Source organism: Devosia psychrophila (genome assembly GCF_000971275.1).
GTDB lineage: Bacteria > Pseudomonadota > Alphaproteobacteria > Rhizobiales > Devosiaceae > Devosia > Devosia psychrophila.
In genome coordinates this window covers 30,562-47,720 of record NZ_LAPV01000228.1, presented here as the reverse complement: position 1 = coordinate 47,720, position 17,159 = coordinate 30,562, and the positions used below count along the sequence as shown (strand labels likewise).

The 17,159-nt window shown below is 61.5% G+C and carries 14 protein-coding genes; 4 read left to right on the top strand and 10 right to left on the bottom strand.

Going from position 1 to position 17,159, the window contains the following annotated elements; translation table 11 throughout:
* Window positions 1-10: 10 nt before the first annotated feature.
* The 5 genes from WH91_RS21215 to WH91_RS21195 all read right to left on the bottom strand — a co-directional run bounded on the left by WH91_RS21215 (window position 11) and on the right by WH91_RS21195 (window position 6,254).
* On the bottom strand, window positions 11-1,231 hold the full coding sequence (locus WH91_RS21215; RefSeq protein WP_046173000.1) for a cysteine desulfurase: 1,221 nt from the start codon (window positions 1,229-1,231) through the stop codon (window positions 11-13).
* A gap of 146 nt (window positions 1,232-1,377) precedes the next feature.
* Window positions 1,378-2,586 (bottom strand): Fe-S cluster assembly protein SufD, encoded by a 1,209-nt coding sequence (sufD, locus tag WH91_RS21210; protein WP_046172999.1) that lies wholly within the window; start codon window positions 2,584-2,586, stop codon window positions 1,378-1,380.
* A 3-nt stretch (window positions 2,587-2,589) separates the two neighbouring features.
* Window positions 2,590-3,351: a Fe-S cluster assembly ATPase SufC gene (gene sufC / locus WH91_RS21205; RefSeq protein WP_046172998.1), complete on the bottom strand. Its 762-nt coding sequence runs from the start codon at window positions 3,349-3,351 to the stop codon at window positions 2,590-2,592.
* Between the two features lie 195 nt (window positions 3,352-3,546).
* Complete coding sequence (sufB, locus tag WH91_RS21200) at window positions 3,547-5,049, bottom strand: Fe-S cluster assembly protein SufB (RefSeq protein ID WP_143078103.1); 1,503 nt, start codon at window positions 5,047-5,049, stop codon at window positions 3,547-3,549.
* Window positions 5,050-5,114: 65 nt separating this feature from the next.
* Complete coding sequence (locus tag WH91_RS21195; RefSeq protein ID WP_046172997.1) at window positions 5,115-6,254, bottom strand: cysteine desulfurase family protein; 1,140 nt, start codon at window positions 6,252-6,254, stop codon at window positions 5,115-5,117.
* Window positions 6,255-6,539: 285 nt separating this feature from the next.
* On the opposite strand from WH91_RS21195, the gene WH91_RS21190 reads away from it, so the two are divergent.
* Together WH91_RS21190 and tyrS are read left to right on the top strand one after the other, a co-directional pair.
* Window positions 6,540-7,202: an alpha/beta hydrolase gene (locus tag WH91_RS21190; RefSeq protein WP_046172996.1), complete on the top strand. Its 663-nt coding sequence runs from the start codon at window positions 6,540-6,542 to the stop codon at window positions 7,200-7,202.
* Between the two features lie 148 nt (window positions 7,203-7,350).
* Window positions 7,351-8,595, top strand: a complete 1,245-nt coding sequence (tyrS, locus tag WH91_RS21185) for a tyrosine--tRNA ligase (RefSeq protein WP_046172995.1) — start codon at window positions 7,351-7,353, stop codon at window positions 8,593-8,595.
* Window positions 8,596-8,645: 50 nt separating this feature from the next.
* On the opposite strand, the gene WH91_RS21180 is transcribed toward tyrS, so the two are convergent.
* On the bottom strand, window positions 8,646-12,131 hold the full coding sequence (locus WH91_RS21180) for an AsmA-like C-terminal domain-containing protein (RefSeq protein ID WP_143078104.1): 3,486 nt from the start codon (window positions 12,129-12,131) through the stop codon (window positions 8,646-8,648).
* Window positions 12,132-12,281: 150 nt separating this feature from the next.
* Here WH91_RS21180 and WH91_RS21175 point away from each other — a divergent pair, with 150 nt between their 5' ends.
* Together WH91_RS21175 and WH91_RS22885 are read left to right on the top strand one after the other, a co-directional pair.
* Complete coding sequence (locus WH91_RS21175) at window positions 12,282-12,770, top strand: peroxiredoxin (protein ID WP_046172993.1); 489 nt, start codon at window positions 12,282-12,284, stop codon at window positions 12,768-12,770.
* A gap of 65 nt (window positions 12,771-12,835) precedes the next feature.
* Entirely contained in the window at window positions 12,836-13,978 is a 1,143-nt protein-coding gene (locus WH91_RS22885) for a M23 family metallopeptidase (RefSeq protein WP_052953031.1), read from the top strand.
* On the opposite strand, the gene WH91_RS21165 is transcribed toward WH91_RS22885, so the two are convergent.
* The 4 genes from WH91_RS21165 to WH91_RS21150 form a co-directional block, all read right to left on the bottom strand.
* The gene (locus WH91_RS21165) at window positions 13,975-14,472 is read right to left on the bottom strand and encodes a GNAT family N-acetyltransferase (RefSeq protein WP_046172992.1); all 498 of its coding nucleotides are present in this window, start codon (window positions 14,470-14,472) and stop codon (window positions 13,975-13,977) included. The two genes, WH91_RS22885 and WH91_RS21165, sit on opposite strands and share 4 nt — an antisense overlap.
* A protein-coding gene (prfB, locus tag WH91_RS21160; protein WP_143078105.1) for a peptide chain release factor 2 occupies window positions 14,469-15,591 on the bottom strand; the annotation gives its coding sequence in 2 pieces (ribosomal slippage) (window positions 14,469-15,521 and window positions 15,523-15,591; 1,122 coding nt in all). Before prfB ends, WH91_RS21165 begins: the two co-directional genes overlap by 4 nt.
* 92 nt (window positions 15,592-15,683) lie before the next feature.
* The gene (locus tag WH91_RS21155; protein WP_052953030.1) at window positions 15,684-16,511 is read right to left on the bottom strand and encodes a methyl-accepting chemotaxis protein; all 828 of its coding nucleotides are present in this window, start codon (window positions 16,509-16,511) and stop codon (window positions 15,684-15,686) included.
* A 120-nt stretch (window positions 16,512-16,631) separates the two neighbouring features.
* A complete protein-coding gene (locus WH91_RS21150; protein ID WP_052953029.1) occupies window positions 16,632-17,138 on the bottom strand; it encodes a peptide deformylase in 507 nt (168 codons plus the stop codon).
* Window positions 17,139-17,159 lie beyond the last annotated feature (21 nt).

Here is a 17,159-nt window from a genome sequence, read left to right as displayed (position 1 = left end):
GGTCACCAATTCAGGCGAAAAATTTCTGGGCGCGTTCAATGCCGTCCACCAGCGCGTCGACGTCGTCCTTGCCGTTATATAGGGCGAAGGAGGCGCGGCAGGTAGAGGTGACACCGAAACGTTTGAGCAGCGGCATGGCGCAATGCGTGCCGGCGCGGACGGCAATGCCGTAGCGGTCGAGAATGGTCGAGACGTCATGGGCGTGTGCTCCGGCGATCTCGAAGCAGAAAATGCCGCCCTTGCCTGGAGCCGTGCCGATCAGGCGCAGCGAATTGATGCGGCTGAGGCGCTCCTGGGCGTATTCGGCGACGGCATGCTCATGTGAGGCAATGGCCTCGCGACCGAGTTCGCTCATGTATTTGAGCGCAGCGCCGAGGCCGATGCCTTGGACAATCGGCGGCGTGCCTGCCTCGAAACGGTGCGGCGGTTCGTTGTAGGTGACGGTGTCCATGGTCACCACATCGATCATTTCGCCACCGCCCTGATAGGGCTGCATCTCGGCCAGAAGGTCGTATTTGCCATACAGCACGCCGATGCCGGTCGGACCATAGAGTTTGTGGCCGGTCATGACGTAAAAATCGGCATTGAGGTCCTGCACGTCGACCGCCATATGTACAGCGGCCTGGCTGCCGTCGACCAGCACCGGAATGCCCCGCGCATGGGCGATCTCGATGACCTGCTTGAGCGGCGTCACAGTGCCCAGCACGTTGGACATATGGGTGATCGCGACCATGCGGGTGCGATCGGTCAGCGCTGCTTCAAAGGCATCTATATCGAAGCTGCCGTCGTCGCGGACATCGAACCACTTGATGACGGCGCCCTTGCGCTCGCGATGGAAGTGCCACGGCACGATATTGGAGTGGTGCTCCATAATCGACAGGACGATCTCATCGCCTTCGCTGATGCGCGGACCAGCAAAGGACTGCGCAACCAGGTTGATCGCTTCGGTGGCCGAGCGGGTGAAGATGATCTCTTCGGGACGGGCTGCGTTGAGGAACGCCTGCACCGCATGGCGGCCGCCTTCGTAAGCCTCGGTCGCCCGGTTGGCCAGCGTGTGCAAGCCACGATGGACGTTGGCGTATTCATGGCGGAACGCATAGTCCATCCGCTCGAGCACCTGCACCGGCTTCTGTGCCGAGGCGCCGCTGTCGAGATAGACCAGCCGATTGCCGTGTATGACCTCGGAGAGGATCGGGAAGTCGGCACGAACATTTTCGACATCGAAGGTCATTGGTTCACTGGCTCCGGCAGTCTGCTCCCCTCCCCCTTGAGGGGAGGGGTCGGGGGTGGGGGTCCATCAGTGACCCACACAACTACCCCCTCCCTCGGTCCCTCCCCTCAAGGAGGAGGGAAGGACAAGCTCGAAGTCTTTCGTCCCTACTTCCCCAGCAGCCAGCCGTCGATCACGCCATGCAGCGCCTCTGCCAGCGCCTCATCTTCGATCGGGTCAACCAGTTCATCGAGGAAGCCGCGGACCATCATGGTCTCGGCTTCTTCCTTGGGGATGCCACGGCTCATCAGGTAGAACATGCTGTCTTCGTCCAGCTTGCCGCAGGTCGAGCCATGGCCGCAGACGACGTCGTCGGCATAGATCTCGAGTTCGGGCTTGCTCAGGATTTCGGCTTCGTCCGATAGCATCAGGCCCTGATGCATGAACTTGGCGTCGGTCTTTTGCGCATCGCGCGCCACCACCAGCTTGCCCTGCACGATGGACTTGCCACGCCCGCGGGCAATCGACTTGAACAGCGGCTGCGACGTGGTGTGCGGCACGGCGTGCAGCGCATCCATGGTGATGTCAGCGTGCTGCCCGTCGGAAACCAGGTTGAGGCCGGTGATGTCACCATGGGCGCCTGTACCCTCGTAGCGCGGGAAGACGTGCGTGCGGGCGAGCCCTGCCCCGGCATGGACAACCAGCGTGCGGAGGTTGGCGCCCTCGCCCACATGGTACTCATTGGTCGCGAAGTGGCTGACGGCGCGGGCCGACAGGTCCACGGTGATGTGGGTGAGCCTGGCGTCCTTGCCAAGCGCCACATAGGTGGCGTGGTTGCCGACATGGGCCGCGTCGGAGCCCGAGAAGGTCTCGATGATGGTGGCAGAAGCGCCATCGGCCACGAAGATCTTGACCGAGTCGGCAGCGTGAGCGGCCAGACCCTCGATGCGGCGATCGATCTGGATCACGGTGTCGACGGAGTTTTCCAGCGTCAGCGTCAGGCTCTGCCTGGCGAAGGCGCCATTGAGATGAACCAGCACGTCGTCGCGGGTCGACAGCGCAGTGCCCGCGGCCTTGCCGACGATGACGCCGGCGGGCGCGGTAGCGTGGGACTGGATCATGCCATTGGCGATCATCAACTGATAGGCGCCGGCGATGCGCAGAGCCGGAGCACTGGCTTCATTAGCGGCCTGCGCCAGTGGCGGGATCGCCTTCAGCAGCAACTTGAGATCGGTATAGTGATAGGCCTCGACGCGGCGGGTCGGCAGGCCGGCGACGGTTATCCGCTCGGCGGTAGCGTCAGCGCCCACGCTCTTGAGCTGCTCGATCAAAGTATTTTCGGCTGCACCGAGCCGGACGGGAAAAGCGATTGCCATGGATCAGGCCGCCGCGCCGTCGAAGTCGGCATAGCCCTTGGCTTCGAGCTGCAATGCCAAATCCTTGTCGCCGCTTTCAACGATGCGGCCATCGCTGAACACATGCACCACGTCGGGTACGATGTGGTTCAGCAGCCGCTGATAGTGGGTGATGACCAGCATCGAGCGGCTGTCGGAGCGCAGCGCGTTGACGCCTTTCGAGACTACCTGCAGCGCATCGATATCGAGGCCGGAATCGGTCTCGTCGAGCACGCAGAGCGCGGGCTTCAGCAAAGCCATCTGCATGATTTCCGCACGCTTCTTCTCGCCGCCGGAGAAGCCCACATTGAGTGGGCGCTTCAGCATGGCGGTGTCGACCTGAAGCTGGGTGCCGGCTTCCTTGACCAGGCGCATGAATTCGGGCGTCAGCAGTTCAGCCTCGCCGCGCGCCTTGCGCTGGGCGTTCATTGCGGCCTTGAGGAAGGTCATGGTGGCGACGCCGGGGATTTCAATCGGGTACTGGAACGCCAGGAACACGCCGGCAGCCGCACGCTCGTTGGGTTCCATCTCGAGGATGCTCTCGCCGTTGAGCAGGATTTCACCCTCGGTGACCTCGTAGTCGTCCTTGCCGGCCAGCACATAGCTCAGCGTCGACTTGCCCGAGCCGTTGCGGCCCATGATGGCATGCACTTCGCCTGCAGGAATGATCAGGTTGACGCCCTTGAGGATTTCACGGTCTTCGATGCGCGCGTGAAGGTTGCGGATTTCAAGGATCGGTGTGGTCATGTCTAACTCCGGGTTCGGCTGCCATCTCGGCGCCGGTTGGTATCTTAAGGCCCCTCACCCACCCTTCGGGCGACCTCTCCCCCAAAGGGAGAGGTGAGTGCTGGCCGTGTCGTTATGTTCTTGACCTCTCCCTTTGGGGGAGGTCGGCGCGTAGCGCCGGGCGAGGGGCCTTTTCCAGGCGCCCTGCCCGACTGATTACCCCACACTGCCTTCAAGGCTGATGGCGATCAGCTTCTGGGTTTCGACCATGAATTCCATCGGCAGATGCTGCAGCACGTCGCGGACGAACCCGTTCACGATCAGCGCCACGGCGTCCTCTTCGGACAGGCCGCGCTGCTGGCAGTAGAACATCTGGTCGTCGGAAATCTTGGACGTGGTGGCTTCGTGCTCGAACACCGCCGTGCCGTTACGGCTCTCGATATAGGGAACCGTGTGGGCGCCGCACTTGTCGCCGATCAGCAGCGAGTCGCACTGGGTGAAGTTGCGGGCATTGGTCGCCTTGGCATGGGCCGAGACCTGGCCGCGATAGGTATTATCCGAGAAGCCGGCTGCGATGCCCTTGGCGATGATCCGGGACGAGGTGTTCTTGCCCAGATGGATCATCTTGGTGCCGCTATCGACCTGCTGGCGGCCGTTCGAAATGGCGATTGAATAGAACTCGCCGCGCGAACCGTCGCCGCGCAGGATGCAGGATGGGTACTTCCAGGTGATGGCCGAACCGGTTTCGACCTGGGTCCAGGAAATCTTGGAGTTGGCGCCACGGCAATCACCACGCTTGGTGACGAAATTGTAGATGCCGCCCTTGCCGTCCTTGTCGCCGGGATACCAGTTCTGGACCGTAGAATACTTGATCTCGGCATTGTCCATGGCAACCAGTTCCACAACCGCGGCGTGCAGCTGGGATTCGTCGCGCATCGGGGCGGTGCAGCCTTCGAGGTAGCTGACATAGCTGTCGGCTTCGGCGATGATCAGCGTGCGCTCGAACTGGCCAGTCTTCTTTTCGTTGATGCGGAAATAGGTCGACAGCTCCATCGGGCAGCGGACGCCCTTGGGGATGTAAACAAAGGAGCCGTCGGTAAAAACGGCCGAATTCAGCGTCGCATAATAGTTGTCCGAAACAGGCACCACCGAAGCCAGATACTTCTGGATCATCTCGGGATATTCTCGGATTGCTTCCGAGATTGAGCAGAAGATGATCCCGACCTTAGACAGTTCCTCGCGGAACGTCGTTACGACCGATACCGAGTCCATCACAGCGTCGACGGCGACGTTGGGACGCTCGACGCCAGCCAGGATTTCGCGCTCGCGCAACGGAATGCCCAGCTTGTCATACATGGCCAGCAGGGCGGGATCGACCTCGTCAAGGCTGGTCGGCGCCGGCGTCGATTTGGGCGCGGCGTAATAATACATGTCCTGCAGGTCGATGGCAGGATAGTGCACCTTGGCCCAGGTCGGCTCGCTCAGCGTCAGGAAGCGCGCATAGGCTTCGAGGCGCCAGTCGAGCATCCACTGCGGCTCGTTCTTCTTGGCGGAGATGAAGCGGACGGTGTCTTCGCTCAGGCCCTTGGGGGCCATGTCGGATTCGATTATCGTCTCGAAACCGTATTTGTACTTGTCCACGTCGAGCGAGCGAACCGAGTCCACGGTGGCGCGGTCGATGTTTTCCTTGAGCGTCGGGATATCGTCGTAGTTAGCCATTGTGGCTTCTCCTTTTGCCCCTCGGCGATTCAAGGTCGCCGCGAGCCGTATAACGAAATGCAGCGCTAAGCTGCCTGACCCTGCCGCGCCCGATGGCGCTGGAGGATCGATTGGTAGCCGACGACGAACGCGTCGACGTCGTCGGACATGGAATTCCAGCCCAGGCTGACTCGCAGGGCACAGTCAGCTAGCTCGGGCGCAACGCGCATGGCGGCCAGCACATGGCTTGGACCGACCTTGCCGGACGAACAGGCCGAGCCGGACGAGACCGACAGGCCGAGCAGGTCGAGGCCCATCATCGCCGTGGCATTGTTGATGCCGGGCACCGCGAAGTTGGACACATTGCCCAGGCGGGTCTCGCCGAACACGGTGAACCCAGGTATCGCCGAGCCTAGCTCTGCCTCAAGGCGAGCAATCAGCCGCTGAACATCAGCCGATGCAAGCCGGCCTTCGATGGCTGATGCGGCTGCGCCAAAGGCCGCGATCAGAGCGACAGCTTCGGTGCCGCCGCGCCGGCCCTGCTCCTGCCCGCCGCCCGGAACGAGGCGGACGACATCAGCATGAGCCTTGACCAGCAGCGCGCCAATGCCGGCCGGCGCGCCAATCTTGTGACCGCTCACAGCCATCATATCGGGTGCGGAGGCGGCGAATTCGAGGGGCAGCTTGCCAAATGCCTGTACGGCGTCGATGAACAGTGTGTGACCGGTCGGGCCAACGATGGCGTTGATGCGGGCAATGTCCTGCACAACGCCGGTCTCGTTGTTGACCCAATGCAGCGCCACCAGCAGGTTGCCCTGAGCCTCCGCGACGACGCTGGCGAGTTGATCGAGATCAATACTGCCGCTGGGCAAAAGCGCGATGGTGATGACAGGCAAGCCCGTCGCTTCGGCGGCCTTCGACACCGCAGCATGCTCGCCGGCGCTTATGACCACAGCCTTGGCCGAGAAAGCTTTGGCGCCAGCAACTACGGCCTGAGTGATGGCCTCGGTGGCCGAGCCGGTAAATACAACCTGCTTGCGTTCGGCACCCGCGAGGGCTGCCACCTGGGCGCGGGCTGTCTCGACAAGATTGCGCAGTGCGCGTCCATGGCCATGCACTGATGAGGCATTGCCCGTCAAATCCAGGGCGGCAACAAGCGCCGCCCGCGCTTCGGGCAGAAGCGGGGACGCAGCATTGTGATCGAGGTAGATCGCCGCTCTGGTCATCGGTTACCCATGTGGCGCATGTGCGCCGCTCATAGCTCTCATGCCGAGGCAGGGGCGCCAATGTGCCGCCAAACCCAAACACTTCTTGAATTTTGACGCCCAACTTCATTACAAGGGGCGCACTTGCAGGCCGCAGCGCGGCCAAAACCCGAGTTTCGAACAATTCTAAACTAGATTTTGCGAGCCATGTTTAGGAGTCTGGACTGGCTTAGTCAAGCCGCCAGACCGCCACACGGGGCGTCGCAAACCTCACCAACAGAGCCAAACGGCCGGAAGAACAAGACCATGCCAGAAGTGATCTTCAATGGCCCCGAGGGGCGTCTCGAAGGCCGTTACCAGCCCGGCAAGGAGCCTAATGCTCCGATCGCGATCGTGCTTCATCCCCATCCCCAGTTTGGCGGGACGATGAACAACCAGATCGTCTACAACCTGTTCTACATGTTCGCCGAGCGTGGCTTTGCCGTGCTGCGCTTCAATTCGCGCGGTGTCGGTCGCAGCCAGGGCCTGTTCGACCATGGCATTGGTGAGCTCAGCGATGCCGCAGCGGCGCTGGACTGGCTGCAGGTGATCAACCGCGAGTCGCGCGGCTGCTGGATTGCCGGCTTCTCGTTCGGCGCCTGGATCGGCATGCAGTTGCTGATGCGCCGTCCGGAAGTGGAGGGCTTCATTTCGGTGGCGCCGCCGGAAAACCTCTATGACTTCTCGTTCCTTGCCCCCTGCCCGTCTTCGGGCCTGATCATCCATGGCGACAAGGACCGCGTGGCGCCGCCATCGTCCGTCCAGAAGCTGGTGGACAAGCTCAAGACCCAAAAGGGCATCGTCATCGAGCAGCAGATTGTCGAAGGCGCCAACCACTTCTTTGAAGGCAAGATCGACGAACTCACCACCCGCTCGGCCGATTATCTCGACCGCCGCCGGGAGGAGATCGCCGCCGGCGGCGGGCGCTAAGCTATAGGCGCTTACTGCGATCTGTCGGAAGGGACCTCATCCTGAGCCTGTTGAAGGACGGGGTCCCGTGCACCCGACCCCGTGGTTCGACATCCTGAGCATGTCGAAGGATCACCATGAGGTCTCACAAAGCTTTCATGGTTGAGACATGACCAAGTTCAAATCCGAATTCCTACGCGTCCTGCATGAGCGCGGCTTCATCCACCAGACCTCCGACGACAACGGGCTGGATGAACTGTTCGCCACCGAGACCGTCACCGCCTATATCGGCTTTGACCCCACGGCATCGTCGCTGCATGTCGGCAGCCTGATCCAGATCATGATGCTGCACTGGCTGGAAAAGACCGGCCATCGCGCCGTGGCCCTGATGGGCGGCGGCACCGGCATGGTGGGCGATCCGTCCTTCAAGGACGAAGCGCGCAAGCTGATGACGCCCGAGACCATCGAGGCGAACATCGACGGCATCAAGCAGGTGTTTTCCAACTACCTGTCCTTCGGCGACGGGCCCAAGCAATCCCTGATGCTGAACAATGCCGAGTGGCTGATGCCGCTCAACTACCTCGAATTCCTGCGCGATGTGGGCCAGCACTTCTCGATCAATCGCATGCTGAGCTTTGACTCGGTCAAGCAGCGGCTCGATCGGGAGCAGTCGCTGAGCTTCCTCGAATTCAACTACATGATCCTGCAGGCCTATGATTTCGTCGAGCTGAACCGGCGCTATGGCGTACGGCTGCAGATGGGCGGCTCGGACCAGTGGGGCAATATCGTCAACGGCATCGACCTGGGCCATCGCCTCGGGACGCCCCAGCTTTATGCGCTGACCTCGCCGCTCCTGACCACCTCGTCGGGCGTGAAGATGGGCAAGTCGCTCAATGGCGCGATCTGGCTCAACGCTGACCTGCTGTCGGCCTATGACTTCTGGCAGTACTGGCGCAACACGGAAGACGCTGACGTAGAGCGCTTCCTCAAGCTCTACACGACCCTGCCGCTGGACGAAATCTCGCGCCTGACCTCAGGCGACATCAACGAAGCCAAGAAGCGGCTGGCTACGGAAGTAACAGCGATGATCCGCGGTCGCACTGCGGCCGAAGAGGCAGCCGAGACGGCACGAGCCACGTTCGAGACTGGCGCAATCGACCTGTCGCTGCCAACTGCGACCGTAACCCATGCCGAACTAGCCAACGGCCTAGGCATTCTCGCCGCTCTAGTGACGGCCGGCCTTGCCGGCTCAAATGGCGAAGCCCGCCGCCACATCCAGTCCGGCGCCGTGCGCGTCAATGATGCCGTGATCGAAGACGACAAGCTCAGCATCGGCGACAACGCCCTGCTGCCCGAAGGCGTCATAAAGCTCTCGGTCGGCAGGAAGCGGCACGCGTTGATCAAGCCGGTTTAGTCGGAGTCACTCTCGAACTCTGAAGGCGCAATCTTCGGATTGCGCCTTTTCTATTCCGCCGGCGGCTGAGCCTTCGCCCTGAACTCGAACAGTTCGCGGAAGGCGCCGGGGACCAGGGCCGAGAGCGGATTGATGCGGAATTGCGGTTTGTCGAGCGGCCCTTGCACAGCGAAAGTTACGCCGAGTAAGCCTTCGCCCTCGCGCCCGCCGAGCAATGGCCCCAGTATGGGGATTTGCTGGAACGCATTGTTGAGGCCGAACAGCGGTACATAGGTGCCAGTTAGATCGTATTGGCGCTGGTCGGTGTAAATGTAGCCCCGCATGGTGCCGCCAACGGAGTCACCGGTGACCATGGCATTGGTGACTTCGACGCGGTCGGAGCGGCGCTGGAACTCGACCTGTGCGACATCGAAGTCCAGCCGGTTCCGGCGGGCGATGGCGGTGCGTGAGTCCGAATGATTGCCCAGCACCTCAGCTACATTGGCTTCGTCGACGATGGCAAAATTGCGCATCACCAATTGTCCGCCTTCCGCATCGAGGTCGCTATCCGTGGTCAGCACCAGGTTGCCGGAGCCTCCGGCCAGTTGGGAGTAAACTCCGAGCAGCCGCAGGATGGTGCCAGCGTCATTGAAGGCGACCGACAGCGTCCGACCACGCGGGGCCGGGTTGGTGGTGACCGAGATGCCATTGCCGTCGCTGAATTGCGCCGTCAGGTTAGCCCGGCGCATGTCGCCGCCGCGCATCAACAGGTCGAGATCTACGTTGAACGCGGTAGTTGCGTAATAGCCCAGCGCCCTGTCGAGCTTCACCTTCAGCGAGATGGCCTGGTTAAACTGCGTCGACTGCACGCCGCCGGCGCCCTCGCCCAGCCCGAAGAACTGCCGCAGCATGGGTTTCAGGTCGAGCTGGCTGCCGCGTATCTCCAGGGCATAACCACCGTCGATCGGGGCCACCTCGAGCTGCGCACTGTCGTCGCTGCTGAGCCCAAACTGGCTGAAGCTGGCCGCCTGCAGCCCTTTGGTTTTGTCATAGGTTATGTCGCCCTTGGCGCGCACCGTGCCGAACGACAGGTCGATGTCATTGAGCTGGGTGATGTCTTCGCCCGGCGTGACGGTTACGCTCAGCGTGCCGGGGGTGCCCACGGCCTTGCTGATGCCGATATCCTTGATGGTGAGCGCGGCATCCTTGAGATCGACCGCCATTTGCAAAGCGCCATCGGCCAGGGGCTGCGCCACGAAGCGCACTCGGCCCGACAGAAATTCTGAAACGTCGAACCCCATCTTGGCGAGGTCTGCGACTTCCATGTCGGACGACAGCCGGAAGCTCGGACTGGTACTCGGCGTGCCGGCAATCTCGATATCAGCATGCATGCCGTCGATTTCGGCACTTCCGCCCAGCTGATATCCGTCCTGGTTGGCGCTGAAGGCCAGTTGGCCATTGCTGATCTGGCGTTCCTCTATCGGCTGGGAGCTAGCGAAGTCGGATACCGTCCCGTTGACGACATAGTCGATATCGATCGGACGGCCCATGGCCTCGTCAGCAGGGGTGATGGTGGCAACGAGACCGATATCGACCGATCCTGTGACGGCAGCGAGATCGATTGGCAGCTTGCTATCGTCGAGCAGGTCCAGTTGCTGATCCCTAGCCAACGCCAGCAAGGCCGGGATCGGGGAGGCGATATCGCCGGACACTTCGATGATACCGACGGCCGGGTCGGAGTTGTCCATGACCAGCGCCGGATTCTTGACCTGTATTTCGCCGCCCGCCGTCATCAGCCTGCCGCCACCTGCTGAAATCGTGAGGTCTGCGTCATCGACTTGCAGCCGTGTCTCGCCGTCGATGGCAATGGCCGCCATTTCCGCGGTTGGCGTAATGGCGACGCCTACGCCGGTCATATCGATCTGCATGCTGCCGTCGGGGATTGGTTTGTCCTCCCCTGCGACACCCATCGAGCCGACCGGGAAATGGAAATCGAGACGAGCCTTGGTTACCGTGCCCTCGGTGACATTGCGCACGAACCAGTTACGACTGTCGCGTCCCAGCACGTAGGGCCACAGCCGCTTGAGATCGTCGGCACTAACACCCTGCCCCATCATAGCCATGTCGATCCCAAGGCCCGCCTGCAGCATGTCGACGCGGCCGGTAGCCTCGACCGTACCTTCCCCCTTGCGAGCGATCAGCCGGTCGATGCCCAGCGCTCCATAAAGGGGAGCCGACCAGCCCGAAAATTCGACACTGTCCAGCGGCTCGACTGGCGCTTCCATATCGCCCGGCTGCAGCGCCACATCGCGTGCCTTGAGCGACAGGCCAATGGTCGGCCCGAAGTTCGGATCGAGACCCATGGCGAAAACGCCGGACAGATAGGCTTTGCTTTTGCCAATCTGCAGCGCCGATTCCTTGAGAATAAACTGGCCCTGTTGTGGCTCCCAGTTGATATCCATGATCGACGTCGCGATTGGAAAGTAGTCGGTGCCGATACGCAGTTCGGTGCCGGTCAGGTCGACCTTGAAATGCCCGTCCACCAGCTTTCCCCCGGCTGGCTGGAAGTTCACGTCGATCGACAGCGCACCTGCACCCCGCATTGCGGCCATGCTGGTGGAACTGTCGATGAACGGCAGTAGGGCCGCAAAATCGATATTGGAAACGTCGGCCTCCAGACGCGAATTTCCTGCATCGTCCACAGTTCGCGACAACCCGCCCGTCATGGTGCGCCCGCCCAGGCTGGCCGAAAAACGACCGTTCGTGTGAAGGCGATCAGGCGTCGGGCCAATCTCTAGGTTGATTGCTTCGAAGCGACGAAACAGCCCATAAACGGCGTCGATCATGTCCACGGTGCCGTCGCGGATCACCAGCTTGGAGAACCGCCCCTGCGCAGCCTGCTCGACGATGTCCGCTATGCCCTGCTCGCTGGCCTCGAGATTGTAGATCAACCAGTCATTGTCGGAGCGGAGTACCACCGGTTGTTGGCTGCTGCTGGTGTCTACGCCATTCGACGAGATGGCGATGGCGGGAAAGGCGTCGTCGCCCTCCTGCACGCGCACCGTCGGCACACCGCCCTGCGGGTCTTCCTCCAGCGCGAAACTGGAAATGCGCGGGCCGGAAAGATCCTGCACCATCTGAACGCGCGGACGCACGATGGTGATGGTGGCGCCCGGCTGGCCGACCAGCGCCCGCACCGGCGAAAAGCCGATCTCCAGCGCCTCCATGCTGACCGTGGAGCCGGCCTTGCTGTCTGTTAGCGTGACCGGCGTAAACTGGATGACGGGCCAGACCCGATTTTCAAGCGCCAGGTTCATCTCGCCCAGCGATAACCGGCTGCTGCCCGGTAAGGCCGCCTGGATCAGCGACCGTACCGCCTCGCCGCCAAAGGGCAGCCGAACCGGCGTAAACAGCAATACGATGTAGAGCAGCAGCAACAGCACGGACGGAATGCCAAGCGCCCATACGGCAAGCTTGGCCGCGTGGCGCATAGGGTGCCGCTTGCGCTGGGCAGGCGCTGCAACCGGACTATCTGCTGGAGGGGTTGTCTCGCTCAATTGCTTCCAGGTCGAGGCTTGGCCGTGGACTGCTGGCCCCCTCAAGAATCAACCGCAGAAGGCGGTCACTTGCCCAATGATACCGGCTGCAATATGGCACCGATATCTACATGAGAGCCTGAGACTAGCAGGCAAGGAGTAAACATCCTGATGCCGGATTTAACCGAAGGCGTTGCCGCCCCCAACTTCACCTTGCCGCTCGATGACGGTAGCACGTTCCAGCTTTCTGCCGAGCTGGGCTGGCCGGTGGTGCTGTACTTCTACCCGCAAGACGATTCGGGTGGCTGCAGGGACGAGAATATCGAGTTTTCGGAACGCGCCGGGGCGTTCGCCGCACTCGGTGCGCGGCTAGTCGGCGTTTCGCCGGATAGCCTCGAAAGCCACGGCAAATTCCGCAAGAAATATGGCCTGCAGGTACCGCTTGCTGCAGACCCGGATCGCCTTGCCATCGAGGCGTTCGGCCTGTGGAAGCTGAAGAAGCTCTATGGCCGCGAGTTCATGGGCCTGATCCGCACCTCGTTCATCATCGGGGCCGATGGCAGGGTAGTCCGGATCATCAAGGCTACGCGCATCCTTGGCCATGCCCAGAAAATGCTGGAAGCGCTGCGGGCCGAGGTCGGCAGAACGCCGCCAAAATAGCTTTTATTAACCACGCCCGGTCATACTTCGCTCAGCATAATTCTTGCCGTCGCGGAGTTCGTAGCGTGCGTAACCAGGCCAACTTCAGGCGTTCCGACGGTGAGCATGATCCGGCCCGGATTCGGCATCAGGGCATTCACCCCGCCCTGTTCTATGGCATGTTTGCGCTGCTGCTCGCTGGCAATGCGCTGGTCGGCACCGCATTCCTGCTCGCGCCCGATATCAGCAAGCTGCTCAGCGGCCAGAATGAGCAGGTCATCGCGGCCTACGAAGATAGAATCGCCCAGTTGCGCGTCGAGGTTGATCGCCTGCACTCGCGCAGCTATGCCCAGGCCGGCGACATGAACCTGCAACTGCAGGAATTGGCGCAGCAGCAGGAAGTGCTGCAGGAACAGCATCAATTGGTCCGCGTACTGGTCGACAAGGCCGGCGAGCTTGGCATCGAAGCGGCGGCCCCTGCCACCGGCGACATGGCCGACCTGACGCCACTCACCGCTACCGGTAATCCGGATGTCGATGCCACTGCCGCCGCCGTCGCGCAAATGATGGGAGAAACCCAGTTTGCCATGACTTCCATTGCCGAGACCGCCACGCAACGGACCGACGATATCGTCTCCGAACTGGATGGCCTCGGCATCCAGGTCGATCTGCCGGATTCACTTGATGGCGTCGGAGGACCGCTCCTCGCCGCCGAAGACGGCGAAGAAGCAACGCCGATGATCGACGATGCCAATGCCGTCATGGCCGCACTACTGCGCTACAAAGTAGCGCGCGAAAGCATCGACAGCGCACCGATCCACATGCCGATCAGCGGCAATTTCCGCCAAAGTTCGGGCTTCGGCAATCGCACCGATCCATTTACCCGTGGGCGGGCCTTTCATGCCGGCCTGGACTTCGCAGCCCCCAAAGGCACCACGGTGTTCAGCGCCGGCAAGGGCGTCGTCAGCTTCGTCGGCAGCAAAGCCGGCTATGGCAATGTAGTTGAAGTAACCCACCCGAATGGTCTGCTGACGCGCTATGGGCATCTATCGGGTTTTCTCAGCGTGGAAGGCCAGGCGGTCAACACCGGCACGCCGATCGCCAAGGTCGGCTCCACCGGCCGCTCCACCGGCCCTCACCTGCATTTCGAAATTCGCAAGTCAGACGTCGCTATCAACCCCAAGGCCTTCATCGACGCCGGCAAGCGACTGCTGGCCATGCTGGGTTAGCTGACGGCTACCTGCCAGCAGTACACGGCACCATCGTCCGGATCGACCCGTCCCCCGGTGCGCACAAAACCGTTCTTCTCTAAGGCTGCCTGCGACCGCAGATTATCGACCGCAGTTTCTGCCACGACAATTGCGATTCGTTTGTCGGCTCTGGCCAGCACCAGAAGTATGCCTACGGCTCTCGTTGCAAATCCGCGTCCACGACGCTCGGGAGCGATGCCGTAACCGATCTCGACTACGCCAGGACTGACAAAGCATTTCGTGATTGAGCAGAGCCCAACCACCTCCTCATCGCTAACAATCAGCCAAGCCGCTGGATCGATCTGAGTTCTGACGGTCCTGGCAAGGGCCCCCAACATTTCGATGACCTCACGAGCATCGATGCCACCGTCGGGCAAGTGAAACCCGACCGGAGCCTCATTGGTCGCCAAAGCCGCGAAATGGACATCGGTCGCGGCCACAAGTCGGATCGCTCCCGTGCCCGGTTCGCTCATTCGGCGACAACGTCCGTAGCGACACCAACCCGCTGGGCGAGCGCCGCTTCCATGAAGTCATCGACATCGCCGTCGAGCACGACCGAAGGCTGGCCGCTTTCGACACCGGTGCGCAGGTCCTTGACCATCTGGTACGGCTGTAGCACGTAGCTTCGGATTTGGTGGCCCCAGCCGATATCGGTCTTGCTGGCGGCCTGGGCGTTGGTGGCCTCTTCCCGCTTCTGCAATTCGGCCTCGTAAAGCCGCGATTTCAGCATGGCCATCGCCGTTGCACGGTTCTTGTGCTGGCTGCGCTCCTGCTGGCAAGCCACGATGATGCCCGAGGGCACGTGGGTGATGCGGATGGCCGAGTCGGTGGTGTTGACGTGCTGTCCGCCGGCGCCGGACGCGCGATAGGTATCGACCTTGAGGTCGGCTTCGCGGATCTCGATATCGATGGAATCGTCGACCACGGGGTAAACCCAGCAACTCGAAAAGCTGGTGTGGCGGCGCGCCGCCGAATCGTAGGGGCTGATGCGGACCAGCCGATGCACGCCGCTTTCGGTCTTGAGCCAGCCATAGGCGTTGTGACCCGAAACCTTGATGGTAGCCGACTTGATGCCAGCCTCTTCGCCGTCGTGCATTTCCAGCACTTCGACCTTCATCTTCCGGCGTTCGGCCCAGCGGGTGTACATGCGCAACAGCATGTTGGCCCAGTCCTGGCTCTCGGTACCACCGGCGCCCGAATGGATTTCGACATATGCGTCATTGGCATCGACTTCCCCTGACAGCAGCGTCTCTATCTGGCGGCGACGGGCGTCCTGCCTGAGTGCGATCAACGCACTCTCTGCGTCCTTGACGATATCGGCGTCGCCTTCGGCCTCGCCCATCTCGATCAGTTCGACATTATCGCGAATGCCGGCTTCCAGCTCGCGCACCGCCTTGACGGCCACGTCGAGTTCGTCGCGCTCGCGCATTTTTGCGCGGGCCTTTTCAGGATCGTTCCAGAAGTCGGGGGATTCAGTTTCGGCGGTCAGCGCGTCGCGGCGGAGTTCTGCAGTATCCCAGTCAAAGATGCCTCCTCAGCAAGGTCAAAACCTGCTCGATTTCGGCGACGGTCTTTTCGATTTCCGTACGCATTGTTCTACCCATCATTGTTCGATGGAGCATGTAGACGAGGCCACCGGCAGGATCAACCCGCCAGCGGCCTGTGAAGCATTGCGCGAAACTGCCTAGAACTCGTTCCAATCGGACTTCAGAGCGGACGAGCCTTCAGTGAGATAGACCCGCGATGCAGCTGATGCCTGTCTGGCCGGGCGCCTGATGGCCGCGACCCGACGGGTCGGTTGCGGCGTGTTGGTCACGAAAATTTCGACAATTGTGTCGAGTTCATTTGCCTGTGCCTGGGTTTGTTCAACCGCTGCATTCGTTTCTTCCACCAGCGCCGCATTATGCTGGGTCATCTCGTCCATCTGGCGGATTGCTGTGGTGACTTGATCGATTGCAGTAGACTGTTCCTGGCTCGCCTGGGCGATGCCCTGGATCAGCACGTCATTTTCCTTGATGCCATCCAGCATGGCGGTGAGTTTGCTGGTGGCTTCGGCCACGAGCTTGCTTCCGCTGGACACTTCCGTGGCCGATTGCTCGATCAGCTTTTTGACGTCGGATGATGCGCTGGCGGCAGATTGAGCCAGGCGACGCACTTCCACGGCCACCACCGCAAAGCCCTTGCCGGCATCGCCTGCCCGCGCCGCTTCGACCGAGGCGTTTAGCGCCAGAAGGTTAGTCTGGAAGGCGATATCGTCGATCAAGCCGATTATGTTGGAGATCTTGGCCGACGACTGGGTGATGCGTTCCATGGCGGTGTTAGCCTGGGACATCACGCTGCCGGTCTGCTCGGCCGTGTTGGACACGCTGCGAGACTTGCTGCTGGCGCTGTCTGCGCGCTTGGCATTGTCGCTCACCGTAGAGGCGAGCTGGTCCATGGCCGCCGAAGTTTCCTCGATGGCTGCAGCCTGGCGGCTGGTGCGCTCGGATAGATCATTGGCACCGGCAAGCAATTCGGTAGTGGCTACCTTTAAAGTGCCTGAGGTTTCGCGAATGCGATCGACGATCGAGGCGAACTTGGCCAGCGTGGCATTATAAGCGGAACGGCCGTAAATATCCGACTTAAATCCAGATCACGGATTTGTTCCGTTTAGCCCTTTGTAATATTTGCGAACGGCTATGTCGCGCTTCACCAGCGAAATGCGGCGCAGAAAAAACATGCCGTTCATCTGATCGATTTCATGCTGCGCCACGCGGGCGACGAAGTGTTCAACGGTATCAGAATGCTGCTGCCCGTTGGCATCGTCATAGGTGAGATCGACCCGGCGCGAGCGCTTTACCGGCGCTTCGATGCCCGGCATGGACACCGAGCCTTCCGGCGCTATGTCAGTCTCATCCGACTGCCGCAGGATTTCCGGGTTGTATAACAGGCGATAATCGCGCCGGGTCGTATCGGCGGAAACGCTGATGACGACCAACGGTTGATCGAAACCCAGATGCGCGGCAGCAAGGCCATAGGCTTGCACCTCCTGGGCTGCCGCCAGCAGCGCTGCACCGGCAGCCAGCATTGCTGCATCGACGGGGCGAGGCGCCGCTTTGATGCACAGTGCAGCGTGCGGATAAATGACGAAAGGCGGCACTAGAATAGCCCGCCACGTCCC